Origin of the sequence: Nocardia sp. NPDC059240 (assembly GCF_042753865.1) — a bacterium.
GTDB lineage: Bacteria > Actinomycetota > Actinomycetes > Mycobacteriales > Mycobacteriaceae > Nocardia.
The window spans coordinates 732955-744176 of record NZ_JBHZAC010000004.1 but is presented as its reverse complement, the minus strand read 5'-3'; the positions used below and the strand labels follow the sequence as shown (position 1 = coordinate 744176).

Annotated in this window: 13 protein-coding genes; 8 read left to right on the top strand and 5 right to left on the bottom strand. The window is 67.2% G+C overall.

Annotation, left to right across the window (positions count from 1 at the left end; all coding sequences use genetic code 11):
- The first annotated feature begins 21 nt into the window (after positions 1–21).
- Both ACFXHA_RS18105 and ACFXHA_RS18100 read left to right on the top strand, forming a co-directional pair.
- Positions 22–1371: a M20/M25/M40 family metallo-hydrolase gene (locus tag ACFXHA_RS18105; protein ID WP_379357990.1), complete on the top strand. Its 1350-nt coding sequence runs from the start codon at positions 22–24 to the stop codon at positions 1369–1371.
- On the top strand, positions 1368–2891 hold the full coding sequence (locus ACFXHA_RS18100; protein ID WP_379357988.1) for a YfcC family protein: 1524 nt from the start codon (positions 1368–1370) through the stop codon (positions 2889–2891). Before ACFXHA_RS18105 ends, ACFXHA_RS18100 begins: the two co-directional genes overlap by 4 nt.
- Here ACFXHA_RS18100 and ACFXHA_RS18095 read toward each other — a convergent pair.
- Positions 2888–3469 carry a TetR/AcrR family transcriptional regulator gene (locus tag ACFXHA_RS18095; RefSeq protein ID WP_379357986.1) on the bottom strand — a complete coding sequence of 194 codons (582 nt, stop codon included), beginning with the start codon at positions 3467–3469 and terminating at the stop codon, positions 2888–2890. The genes ACFXHA_RS18100 and ACFXHA_RS18095 overlap by 4 nt on opposite strands.
- Positions 3470–3536: 67 nt before the next feature.
- Here ACFXHA_RS18095 and ACFXHA_RS18090 point away from each other — a divergent pair, with 67 nt between their 5' ends.
- The 3 genes from ACFXHA_RS18090 to ACFXHA_RS18080 all read left to right on the top strand — a co-directional run bounded on the left by ACFXHA_RS18090 (position 3537) and on the right by ACFXHA_RS18080 (position 6039).
- The gene (locus ACFXHA_RS18090; protein WP_379357985.1) at positions 3537–4853 is read left to right on the top strand and encodes a family 1 glycosylhydrolase; all 1317 of its coding nucleotides are present in this window, start codon (positions 3537–3539) and stop codon (positions 4851–4853) included.
- A gap of 389 nt (positions 4854–5242) precedes the next feature.
- Positions 5243–5404: a hypothetical protein gene (locus ACFXHA_RS18085; RefSeq protein WP_379357983.1), complete on the top strand. Its 162-nt coding sequence runs from the start codon at positions 5243–5245 to the stop codon at positions 5402–5404.
- Positions 5401–6039 carry a disulfide bond formation protein B gene (locus ACFXHA_RS18080; RefSeq protein WP_379357981.1) on the top strand — a complete coding sequence of 213 codons (639 nt, stop codon included), beginning with the start codon at positions 5401–5403 and terminating at the stop codon, positions 6037–6039. Before ACFXHA_RS18085 ends, ACFXHA_RS18080 begins: the two co-directional genes overlap by 4 nt.
- Before the next feature lie 59 nt (positions 6040–6098).
- On the opposite strand, the gene ACFXHA_RS18075 is transcribed toward ACFXHA_RS18080, so the two are convergent.
- Positions 6099–7091, bottom strand: coding sequence for an LLM class F420-dependent oxidoreductase (locus ACFXHA_RS18075; RefSeq protein ID WP_379357980.1), 993 nt, complete (start codon positions 7089–7091; stop codon positions 6099–6101).
- Positions 7091–7564, bottom strand: a complete 474-nt coding sequence (locus ACFXHA_RS18070) for a MarR family winged helix-turn-helix transcriptional regulator (RefSeq protein WP_379357978.1) — start codon at positions 7562–7564, stop codon at positions 7091–7093. The genes ACFXHA_RS18075 and ACFXHA_RS18070 overlap by 1 nt, the downstream gene beginning before the upstream one ends.
- 85 nt (positions 7565–7649) lie before the next feature.
- On the opposite strand from ACFXHA_RS18070, the gene ACFXHA_RS18065 reads away from it, so the two are divergent.
- Complete coding sequence (locus tag ACFXHA_RS18065) at positions 7650–7973, top strand: rhodanese-like domain-containing protein (RefSeq protein ID WP_379357977.1); 324 nt, start codon at positions 7650–7652, stop codon at positions 7971–7973.
- Between the two features lie 60 nt (positions 7974–8033).
- A complete protein-coding gene (locus tag ACFXHA_RS18060; protein ID WP_379357975.1) occupies positions 8034–8723 on the top strand; it encodes a dienelactone hydrolase family protein in 690 nt (229 codons plus the stop codon).
- A 1-nt stretch (position 8724) separates the two neighbouring features.
- Here ACFXHA_RS18060 and ACFXHA_RS18055 read toward each other — a convergent pair whose 3' ends face one another.
- Entirely contained in the window at positions 8725–9951 is a 1227-nt protein-coding gene (locus ACFXHA_RS18055; RefSeq protein ID WP_379357974.1) for an MFS transporter, read from the bottom strand.
- Positions 9951–10601: a GntR family transcriptional regulator gene (locus tag ACFXHA_RS18050; RefSeq protein WP_379357972.1), complete on the bottom strand. Its 651-nt coding sequence runs from the start codon at positions 10599–10601 to the stop codon at positions 9951–9953. The genes ACFXHA_RS18055 and ACFXHA_RS18050 overlap by 1 nt, the downstream gene beginning before the upstream one ends.
- A gap of 148 nt (positions 10602–10749) precedes the next feature.
- Between ACFXHA_RS18050 and ACFXHA_RS18045 the strand changes: the two genes are divergently transcribed.
- Entirely contained in the window at positions 10750–11211 is a 462-nt protein-coding gene (locus tag ACFXHA_RS18045; RefSeq protein ID WP_379357970.1) for a YiiD C-terminal domain-containing protein, read from the top strand.
- The last annotated feature ends 11 nt before the right edge of the window (positions 11212–11222 follow it).

Genomic DNA, 11222 nt, shown 5'->3' with positions numbered 1-11222 from the left:
TTTGGGTGGTTCGATAGCGGAATGGACCTGGGTCAGGAGCTGAGCGGGGCTGTTGATGGGTTGATGCCGGAGTTGAAGGGGTTGCTCGGGCAACTGGTGGCGATACCGTCGATTGCGTTTCCGGAGTATCCGAAGGAGAACGTGCGGAAGGCGCACGATCTGGTGGCGGAGGAGTTGCGGAAGTCGGGGGTGGGGGAGATTCGGGTGTTGGATCTGCCGGATACGTCGCCGGTGATCTATGGGCGGATTCCGGCTCCCGAGGGGGCTCCGACGGTGTTGTTGTATGGGCATTACGATGTGCAGCCCTCTGGTGACGAAAGTCTTTGGCATACACCGCCGTTCACGCCGACCGAGAAGGATGGGGCGATTTACGGGCGTGGGGCGGCCGACTGTAAGGCGAATGTGGTGGCGCATATCGGGGCGTTGCGGGCGTTCGGGGGGAAGCCGCCGGTGGGGGTGACGGTGGTGATCGAGGGGCAGGAAGAGTACGGGTCGGTGTTCGATGATTACCCGGCTGAGCATCCCGAACTGTTCAAGGCCGATGCGCTGCTGATCTGCGATGCGGGGAACATTCGGGCGGGGCAGCCGACGCTGGTGACCGCGTTGCGTGGTGTGGCGGATGTGTTCGTGGAGGTGCGGACGTTGGCCGCGCCGGTGCATTCGGGGCAGTTCGGTGGGGCTGCGCCGGATGCGCTGTTGGCGTTGATCGCTGCGCTGGCCACGTTGCATGACGCCGATGGGAACGTGGCGGTCGACGGGTTGCGCCGGGACAAGTGGGAGGGGGCGAACTACACCGACAAGGAGTTCGCCGAGGTTACCGGGATGGAGGCGGGGATGCCGTTGCTCGGGACCGGGCCGATCGGGGAGCGGATCTGGTACGGGCCCGCGATCACGGTGATCGGGTTGGACGCGCCGCCGACGAAAACCGCTGCGTCCGCGGTGGTTCCGTATGCGAAGGCGTATCTGAACGTGCGGGTGCATCCGGAGCAGGATCCGGCCGAGGGGCAGCGGGCGGTGGTCGAGCACCTGAAGAAGGTCAAGCCCTACGGGATCGAGCTCGAGGTGACCGGTGGTGATGTCGGGGCCGGATTCGCTTCTGGCACAAACGGTCCCGCGTATGCGGCGATGAGCGAGGCCATGACGAAGGCGTGGGGCGTGGGCGCCGTTGCGTCGGCCATGGGCGGGTCGATTCCGCTGACCAATTCGATGGCCGCGGCCAATCCGGGCTCCGAGGTGCTGATGCTCGGCGTCGAGGACTCCAACTGCAATATGCACGGCTTCAACGAGCGGGTGCTGGTGAGCGAATTGCGGAATGTGACGCTGGCCGAGGCCGAGTTCTTCCGGCTCTTCGCGGAGAGGATGCGCAAGTGAGCGACACCGCCACCGTCGATACCGCGCCGAAAACCCCTCGGCACCGCAAGAAGTGGACGTTCCCCTCCACCTACACCATTCTCGCCGGGGTCACCGTGGCGGTGTGGCTGGCCGCCTTCGTGATTCCACCGGGCGCGTACGACACCGACGCCAAGGGCCACCCGATCGCGGGCTCGTATCACCGCCTCACCGACGTGAAGGACTTCGGCGCGCGGGTGCGGGACCTGTTCCTGGCTCCGATCAACGGCCTCTACGGCATTCAGGACGACAAGACCGGCCAGGTCGCGCCCGACGCGGCCGGTTCGCTCTACGGTGCCGCCGCGGTGTTCCTGTTCGTGCTGTCGGTGGGCGCGTTCATCACCGTCGCCTTCGCCACCGGGGCCCTGGACAGCGGTATCGGGCGGCTGGCGTTCAAGCTGCGCAACCGCTCCTACCTGCTGATCGTCGGCATCATGGTGGTGTTCGCGGTGGCCGGTACGGTCGAGGGTTTCGCCGAGGAGACGCTGGGCTTCTACGCCCTGCTGGTGCCGCTGACGCTGGCCCTGGGCTACGACCGGATGACCGCGGTCGGCGCGATCATCGCCGGGGCGGGCATCGGCGTGCTGTGCTCCACGGTGAACCCCTTCGCCACAGGCACCGCGTCCTCGGCGGCGGGCATCGCCATCGGTGACGGCATCGTGCTGCGTCTGGCCATGCTGGTGGTGCTGACGGCGGTCACGGTCGCCTACGTCATCTGGTACGCCCGCCGGGTCAAGGCCGATCCCGAGAAGTCCTGGTCGGGTTGGGAACCCGGCGACCGCGATGTGAAAGCCGATGAGCACGAACCGGATCCGATGACCCGGCGGCAGGTGTCGGTGCTGTGGCTGGTCGGCCTCACCTTCGCGTTCATGATCTTCTCGATCATCCCGTGGGGCACCGTGATCAAGGGCCCGGACGCGAAACCCTATGTCTGGGAGCTGGACTGGTACTTCCCCGAACTCACCGCGCTGTTCCTGGTCGGCGCCATCGTGGTCGGCCTGATGGGCGGGCTGGGCGAGGGCAAGATGTCGGAGAACGTGGGAAAGGGCTTCAGCGACTTCGTCGGCGCGGGTTTCGTCATCGTGCTGGCACGCGGGGTCACCGTCATCATGAACAACACCCAGATCACCAGCACGGTGCTGCACGCGCTGGAGGGCGTGGTGTCGGGCACCTCCTCGGCGGTGTTCGCGGTGGCGGTGTTCCTGGTGAACGTGCCGCTGGCCTTCCTCATCCCGTCCACCTCCGGCCATGCCACACTGGCCATGCCGATCATGGCCCCGCTCGCCGACTTCGCGCACGTACCAAGGTCATTGGTCGTGACGGGCTGGCAATCGGCCTCGGGCTGGGCGAACCTGGTCACCCCGACGACCGCGGTGGTGACCGGTGGTATCGCCCTGGCGAAGGTGCGCTACGACCGGTACGTGCGGTTCATCGTCCCGCTCATGGCGATCCTGTTCGTCCTGATCTGTGTGTTCCTCGCCCTGGCCGCGTGGATCGGCTAGGTGCCGGGGAAGGGTTCGCCGCTGAACTGGGCCCAGCACCGTTGCAGGTAATACTCCATATCGAGCGAAGGGTCGATCAGCCAGCGGGATTGCAGACCGTCGGCCAGCGCCATGAAGGCGGTGGCCATCACCTCCGGATCGACGGTCGAGGGCAGCGTGCCCGCGGTCTGCATGCCGCGCAGTAGTTCGGCGAATCCGGCGGTGCCGCGCTCGTAGTGCACGCGCATGTAGTCGTGGGCCGGGTGGCGCGGGTCGGCGGCGGCCGCCTGCATGTGGGTGAACAGTTCGATCAGGCCGGGGACCTGGGTGTTGCGGCGGATGAGGCGGATGAGCGCCTCGGGACCGGGTTCGCCGATGGCGGCCATGTCGATCTCGTCCCGCTTGCGCAGCACCGCGACGAACAATTCCTCCTTGGACCCGAAGTAGTGCAGCAGCCCGCTCTGGCTCAGGCCCACGGCCTCGGCCAACTCGGCCACCGAGGTCGCCAGGAAGCCGCGCTCGGCGATCGTGCGCAGGGCGGCCTCGAGGATCTGCTCCCGGCGTTCGATGCCCTTTCCGTAGGGTCCGCGTTTCACCACCCGGAAATTCTAAGCGGACTATGAGAGTTTCTTGTCCCTCAAAACCGTGCAATGTACGGTTTTCGTTATGCGCTTCCGTCGTCGCACGCTGCCCCTGGTCGTTCTCGCCGCTTCCGCCGCGCTGACCGCCACCGCCGCCCCGGCCTTCGCCCGGCCGGAGCCGCCCGCGCGCATCGCGCCGCTGGGGCCGGACTTCCTCTGGGGTGTGGCGGCATCGGGCTTCCAGTCCGAAGGGCATGCGCCGGACAGCAATTGGTCGCGTTACGCCGCTTCCGGCAAGACCCAGGACCCCTATCACGACTCGATCGACTTCTACGACCGCTACCAGTCCGACATCCAGCTGGCCAAGCAGCTGGGGGTGAAGGTCTACCGGATCGGCATCGAGTGGGCGCGGGTGCAGCCGCAGCCCGGCGTATGGGACGAGGACGGACTTCGCTTCTACGACAAGGTGATCGGCGCGATCGAGGCGGCGGGCATGCGCCCGATGCTGACGCTGGATCACTGGGTGTACCCGGGCTGGGAGGCCGACCGCGGCGGCTGGAACCACCCCGGCATGGTCGAGGACTGGCTGGCCAACGCGCGAAAGCTGGTGGACCGCTACGCCTCCGGCAATCCGCTGTGGGTGACGTTCAACGAGCCGACCATGTACATGATCAACGAGGTGCGCATGGGCATCCTGCCCGCGACCTCGGTCCCGGTCATGCAGGATCGAATCGCGCAGGCGCACAACGCCATCTACGACTACATCCACCAGGTGCAGCCGGGTGCCCAGGTGACCAGCAATGTCGCCTACATCCCCACCGCCGAGGACGCGCTGAACGGGCCGCTCATCGGCAAGATCGCCGCCAAGCTCGACTACATCGGCATCGACTACTACTACGGCCTCTCACCCGACGCCCTGCGCGCCCCCGCCGCCACCGACATGTGGAACAACCCGCTGCAGGCCGACGGCATCTACTATGCGCTGGAACACTATTCGCGCGCCTTCCCGGGCAAGCCGCTCTACATCGTGGAGAACGGCATGCCCACCGAGAACGGCGCACCGCGCGCCGACGGCTACACCCGCGCCGACGACTTGCGCGACACCATCTACTGGGTGCAGCGCGCCAAGGCCGACGGCATGAACGTGATCGGCTACAACTACTGGAGCCTCACCGACAACTACGAATGGGGTTCCTACACACCGCGTTTCGGTCTGTACACCGTCGACGTCCTGACCGACCCGACCCTGACCCGCCGCCCCACCGACGCGGTACCGGCCTACACCGCGATCACCCGAGACGGCGGCGTCCCGGCCGACTACCGTCCGACCCGCGACCCCAAGAGCTGCTCCTTGGTCGACCCGCTCACCAGTTGTCTGGATCCGGTTACCGTGCCGCACTGACCTGGTCACCATGCAGCACCGACCCGGTCGCGTCCATCGCGCTCGCATGACCCATTCTCGCCATTCCGGTGTGTGGCCGACGAGAGGCGGCCGACCGCGATGTCGGGAAAGATGTCCCGAGCGGGTGTGAGTGGAATCGCGTCGCGCTGAAGACCATCCGGCGGCTCGCCGGATCGGCTCGCAGGATCCCGTTACCCGGGTGCTCGGGAGCTTCCCCCCGAACTGTCCGGCCGCGCGTCGGGGTCGTCCCACTGCGAGCCGGTCCGGCGGGCGATACCCGCGAGGTCATAGTCTGATTCTATGGGTGCATCGGAATGGGGTGTCTACCAGCATGTTCACGTCGGGTGAAAAGTAAGGGGTGACCGAATCCCCGACGAAATCAGGACACCATGTACACCCTGCTCTTTGCCCTCATCCTGCTGTGTGTGGTGGCGGTGGTTCGCAGTTGGCCGCGGGGCTATGCGATGGGTCTGTGCTCGGCGACCCTGGCCCTGTCGGTACTCGCTTTCCTTCCCCACGTCACCGGCCATCACTTCGAGGTGGGACTGTGACCACCATCGACGCACCCACCCTGTCCGGCAAGCTCACACCCGCCCTGTCCAACAAGCTCGGACTGTGGTTCGCCCATGTCTACGTGATCGGCATGTGCGCCACCCTGCTGGGGGCCTACACCTTCCAGTTCGGGTTGTGGGAGTATCCCTGCCCCATGTGCCTGCTGCAGCGAATGTTCTTCCTGCTCAGCGCGATCGGGCCCACCTATATCATCGTTCGCTCGCGCACCGGCTCGGTGACCACCCGGGAGTTCGCCTCCGGCTGGGGTTGGGCGATCATGGCCGCCATCCTCGGCAGCTTCGTCTCCGGCGCCCAGGTGCTCATGCACATCGCCCCCGACGATCCCGGCTACGCCGGTGCGCTGTTCGGCCTGCACCTCTACACCTGGGCCTTCATCACCTTCGTGCTGGCCGTGCTAGCCGCGGGCGTCGTGCTCTTCCTGACCGCCTACAGCGAGCCCGGCAGGGCCGCAGTCACTTCCGTCGCCCTGCGCCGCGCCGCCCGGATCACTCCGGCCGTGCTGCTCACCTTCGCGGCCACCAATCTGATCGCCTGCTTCTTCCTGCAGGGCCTGCATTGGAAGATGACCGGCGACCCCACCGGCTACCAGTTCTTCACCGACCTGTTCCGGTAGGAAACGCAATCCGCCCGCTGTCCTCGGAAGCCGAAGGCAGCGGGCGGTTTTCGCGTGTGTCAGCGAAGCGCGGGAATCACTTCACGCTCGAAGAGCTCCACACCGGTGGTGTCGTAGGCGGTTTCGGGGAAGTAGTGGATGGAGTAGCCCAGTCCGAGGCCCTTGACCTCCGAGAGCCGCTCGACGATCTGCTCGGGCGTGCCGACGGCGGGGGAGTTGCGGAACAGATCCTTCACGTGCTGGGCCGCGCCCTCGGCGCCGACGAACGGCACGAGCCGGGCCTCGAGCTCCGAAAGTCGTTGCTGCACTTCGGCCTCGGTCGCGCCGACGAGGGTGTTGAAGTTGGAGCTGCGGGTGATGGCGTCGAAATCCGTTCCGACCGCGGCGCAGTGCTCGCGCAGCAGCGCCGACTTCGCCGTGAAGGTCTCCGGATCGCCCGCGAAGTTGGTGTACCGGGCGTACTTGGCCGCGATGCGCAGCGTGACCTTCTCGCCACCGCCCGCGATCCAGATCGGAATCCCGCCCTCCTGCAAGGGCAGTGGCCGTACGATCGCGCCGTCGACCTGGTAATGCTTGCCGTCGAGGGTGGCCTTGCCGGTGGTCCAGGCCTGCTTGAAGATCTGCACGCCTTCGTCGAGGCGGCCCAATCGCACACCGGCGGAAGGGAATCCGTACCCGTAGGCGCGCCATTCGTGCTCGTACCAGCCGCCGCCGATGCCCATCTCGACGCGTCCGCCGGAGATCAGGTCCACGGTGGCCGCCACCTTGGCCAGGTAGGCAGGGTTGCGGTAGCTGATGGCGGTGCACATCTGGCCCAGCCGAATGCGGGAGGTGCTCGCGGCGAACGCGGACATCAGCGACCACGCCTCGTGGGTGGCCTCCTCGGTGGGGACCGGGACGGTGTGGAAGTGGTCGTAGACCCACAGCGATTCCCAGGCGTCGCCGGCGTCGGCCCGCTGGGCCAGGTCTCGCATCACTCCCCACTGCGCCGCGGGGTCGATCCCGGCCAGGTCGAGCCGCCAGCCCTGCGGGATGAAGATGCCGAAACGCACTAGATGTCTCCTCTGTTCGAATCCGGTGGGGTCACCTCGGCCGGGCCGAGCACCTTGCGCAGCGCCGATGCCACGGTCTCGAGTTCGGCCGCGTCCAGTCTGCCCCCGAAGCGCGCTTGGATGCCGTCCAGATAGTGCGGCGCGGCCTCGCGGAAGCGGCGGCGGCCCGCATCGGTGATGCTCACGAAGGCCGAGCGCCCGTCGTCGGGATTGGATTCACGGCGAACCAAACCGTGGGACTCCATCTCGGTGACCAGGCGTGAGACTCGGGTGCGGCTGAGCACCACGCGTTCTCCGAGGTCGCTCATCCGGAGTCGCTGCGGTCCATCGAGTTCCAGCAGCACGTCGTACCAGCTGAGCGGGAGTCCGGTGGCGCGGCGCAGAGCGGCGTCGAGTTCGGGCACGAGTTTGGCGTGCACCTGCAGCAGTGCTGACCAGGCGTGGACGGCCGGATGTGATCGGGAGGCGGGCACCCGGCCATTCTAACCAGTTGCGTGCGCTCGCACATAAGTAGTAGCGTGCACACGCACACACTTTCGTGCTCGGAAAGGAATTCCCATGACCGCACTCATCACCCGCGACGAACTGGTCCAGGGGATCGAGGCGGGCGCGGTGATCGTGCTCGACGCCCTCGGTGGCGAGTACTACGCCAAGGCTCATCTCCCCGGCGCGCTGGCGCTCGTCGAGGACGAGGTGGAAGCCCGTGCCCCGCAGCTGCTCCCGGACCGCGCCGCGGCCATCGTCACCTACTGCTCCAACGCGGCCTGCGCGAACAGTCAGCACGTGGCCACCAAGCTGGAGCAGCTCGGCTACACCAACGTCCGCAAATACCGTGACGGCATTCAGGATTGGGCCGATGCGGGCCTGCCCGTCGAAAGCTAATTGTCCCAGACAGCGCTAGGATGCGGTGGTTGGTTCGATCCACGACGAAGGGGCTCACCGATGAGCACGATCCAGCTGACCACCCCCAACGGCACCATCGACGCCTTCGTGGCCACCCCGGCCGGGTCTGGACCCTGGCCGGGCGTGGTCGTCCTGCACGACGGGATGGGGATGAGCGCCGACGTGCAGTCCGCCGCCCGGCGCCTGGCCGACGGCGGCTATCTCGCCATCGCTCCGAATCTGTTCGCGCGCGGCCGCGTTCGCTGCGTGCCGGGCATGATGCGCGAGCTCATCGCCAACGGCGACGGCACCACGGTCAAGGACATCCTCAGCGCCCGTGCCCATCTCATCGGCGATCCGGCCTGCACCGGTCGCGTCGCCGTGGTCGGCTTCTGCCTGGGTGGTGGGTTCGCACTCCTGGCCGCCACCAAGGGCTTCGACGCCGCGGCCCCCTTCTACCCTTCGGGCCGTGGCAATTACGACGAGATGCTGCGCGGCTCCTGCCCGATCGTGGCCAGCTACGGCGCCCTCGACCCGGCCAACCCGCGACGTGGCCCGAAGATGGAACGAGTGCTGACCGAGTACGGCATCGACCACGATGTGAAGACGTATCCCGGTGTCACCCACTCGTTCGCGAACCTCACCCCGGCCGAACCGGTCATGCGGGTGACCGGGCTCGGCTACAACGAGGAGGCCACCGAGGATGCCTGGAAGCGCATCTTCGCCTTCTTCGAGACGCACCTGAGCTGAATCACGCCGGGCGGGAACGACTCACGATCGCCAGGCAGACCGCACATCCGGCGGCGAGGACACCGAGCATCGCCGGGTAGCCGATGCCGGTGCTGTCGTGGCAGACCGCCATGACGGCGGGGACGCCGAAGCCCAGGTAGCTGATCGCGTAGAAGACGGCGGTCAGTCCCGCGAGGTCGTCGGGTCGGGCCATGCGCTCGATTTCGAGCAGGCCCGCGACCAGGCCGCTGCCGAAGCCCATGCCCAGGGCGATGGCGGTCAGCACGGTCAGCCACATGGCGAGCGTGGCGGCCGCGGCCGCGGCCAGCAGCATCCCGGTGATGACCAGGGTCAGCGCCAGCACGGGCAGGCGCAGGGTGCCCGGGCGATCGATGCGGCGGGCGACGGACTGAATGCCGAAACCGCAGCCCAGCGTGATGACGGTGATGAGCGCCGAGAACGCGACGGGGGCGCTGTGCACCTTCGGCATCAGGAGGGTCGGCAGGATGGCGTAGGCCACCGCGGAGCAGGTGAACAACCACAGGCAGAGCGGGATGGCGACGGTGCGGAAGCGGTGGTGCGATGCCGCCGGGACCTTCAGGTCATCGAGTAGTCGTCCCGGATTCTCCGGCGGGACAATGGTTTCCGGGACGCGGAACAGCCACACCGCCGCGAGCAGACACAAGGCCACATTGATCAGGTAGGCGAAGGTGTCGGGCCAGGGCGCCCACTGCGCCAGCACGCCCGCGACGCCCGCGCCGATGCCGAAGCCACCCGTCAGGCTCATGGCCGAGCGCCGAGCGCCGGTGCCGGAGACGGTCGCGGCGGTGAAGGGCGACTGCGACAGTTCCTTGAGCCAGCTCGATCCGACGGCCATGGCCAGGCCCAGCGCGATACCGCAGAGCACGCGGCCCGCGGAAAGCATGGCGACGGAATCGGATCCGAAGGCCAGCAGGGTCGAACCGAGTGCCGCGATCAGGGGTGCGGGTCGCATCAGGACCCGGCGGCCGAGGCGGTCGGAGAGCGGGCCGCCGATGAGCAGCGCGGGAATGATGCCGAGCACGTACTCGAACAGCAGCAGGTCCACGGTGGCGACGGACAGTCCGTCGCGCTTGTACATGACCAGCAGCGGGGTGAATTCATTGCCGCCCCAGGCGATCGCGAAGATCGCGGCCGAGACGCTCAGCCAGGCTTTCGGGTGGGTGCCGAGTCCGGTCGCCCGGGTGCCGACGGATGTCAGCGTCGCCATCACAGTCCTCTCAAGGTCACGCCGTGCACGTGGGTCAGGTGCTCGGCGAGTGCTTCGGCGAAACCGGCGGCGTCGGCGGCCTCGATCAGGGTGGTGATTCGGGTGTGCTGCTCGATGATTCGCGCGGGATTGGTCTCGCCCCGGTGCAGCGCAACGCTGTTCATCCGGCGCTGGCGTTCGCGCAGTGAGTCGTAGAAGCCGGTGAGCAGCGGATTGTCGGCGGCCACCACGTATTCGCGGTGGAAATCGGCGTCCACGATGGCGAATTCGTCGAGGTCGCCGGCGTCGGCGAGGTCGCGCTGGCGGTCCAGTGAGGCGCGCAGCCGGGGGATGAGTCCGGCCCGTGCGATGCGGGTGAGCGCGTCGACCGCGCCGGTTTCCACCACGTAGCGGGCGTGGATGACGTGCTCGGCCTCGTGCGAGGGCACCGGGACAACGAGCGCGCCGCGCTTGGGGTACAGCCGCATCCAGCCCTCGGTCTCGAGGCGCAGGAACGCCTCGCGCACGGGCGTGCGGGAGGTGCCGAGTTCACCGGCGATCTCGTTCTCGCTGACCAGCTCCCCGCCCGGCAGGTCGCCGCTGAGGATGCGTTCCTTGATCTCGCGATAGGCCCGCTCGGCGGCGGAAAGAGGCTTGGACACGACTTGCATACTAGTTGCGTCGTAGGATGATTTGCCGAGATGTGGCGGGGTTCACGTGAACCGCTGAGGGAGTTGCGCCACAACCCTCTCACCCACGATGATTCATCCTGTTGGCACTACGTCAGTAAGTGTCCGTATCCAGGACGAGGAGGTCCGCATGGCGAACGACGCCCCGCCGCTGAACGAGGTCGTGAACGGTGGCATGGAATTCACGATTCCGGTCGCGCACAAGATGGGCGTGCGCGCCGAAGAGGTGCGTCCGGGCTTCGCGGCCACCACGGTGCCGATCGAGGGCAATGGCAATCACTTCGGCGTCATGTACGCCGGGGTGCTGTTCACCGTCGCCGAGGTGCTCGGTGGCGCGCTCGCCATCGCGAGCTTCGATATGAGCAGCTACTTCCCGCTGGTGAAGGACCTGCACATCTACTTCCGCAAGCCCGCCGCCACCGATGTGCGCGCCGAGGCATCGATCTCCGCGGAGGAGATCGCGCGCATCGCCGAGGAAGCGGAGGCCAAGGGCAAGGCCGACTACGTGCTGAAGGCCGTCGTCACCGACGCCAACGGGGTCGTCGTCGCCGAGACCGAGGGTCTGTACCAGCTGCGCGCGCACGCCAAGTAGGTCGTGGACAA

Coding starts and splice junctions, on each gene's coding strand:
- ACFXHA_RS18060 (WP_379357975.1), top strand. CDS start 8,034: ATGAGCACGATCCAGCTGACCACCCCCAACGGCACCATCGACGCCTTC.
- ACFXHA_RS18085 (WP_379357983.1), top strand. CDS start 5,243: ATGTACACCCTGCTCTTTGCCCTCATCCTGCTGTGTGTGGTGGCGGTG.
- ACFXHA_RS18050 (WP_379357972.1), bottom strand. CDS start 10,601: ATGCAAGTCGTGTCCAAGCCTCTTTCCGCCGCCGAGCGGGCCTATCGC.
- ACFXHA_RS18105 (WP_379357990.1), top strand. CDS start 22: ATGGACCTGGGTCAGGAGCTGAGCGGGGCTGTTGATGGGTTGATGCCG.
- ACFXHA_RS18065 (WP_379357977.1), top strand. CDS start 7,650: ATGACCGCACTCATCACCCGCGACGAACTGGTCCAGGGGATCGAGGCG.
- ACFXHA_RS18045 (WP_379357970.1), top strand. CDS start 10,750: ATGGCGAACGACGCCCCGCCGCTGAACGAGGTCGTGAACGGTGGCATG.
- ACFXHA_RS18090 (WP_379357985.1), top strand. CDS start 3,537: ATGCGCTTCCGTCGTCGCACGCTGCCCCTGGTCGTTCTCGCCGCTTCC.
- ACFXHA_RS18055 (WP_379357974.1), bottom strand. CDS start 9,951: ATGGCGACGCTGACATCCGTCGGCACCCGGGCGACCGGACTCGGCACC.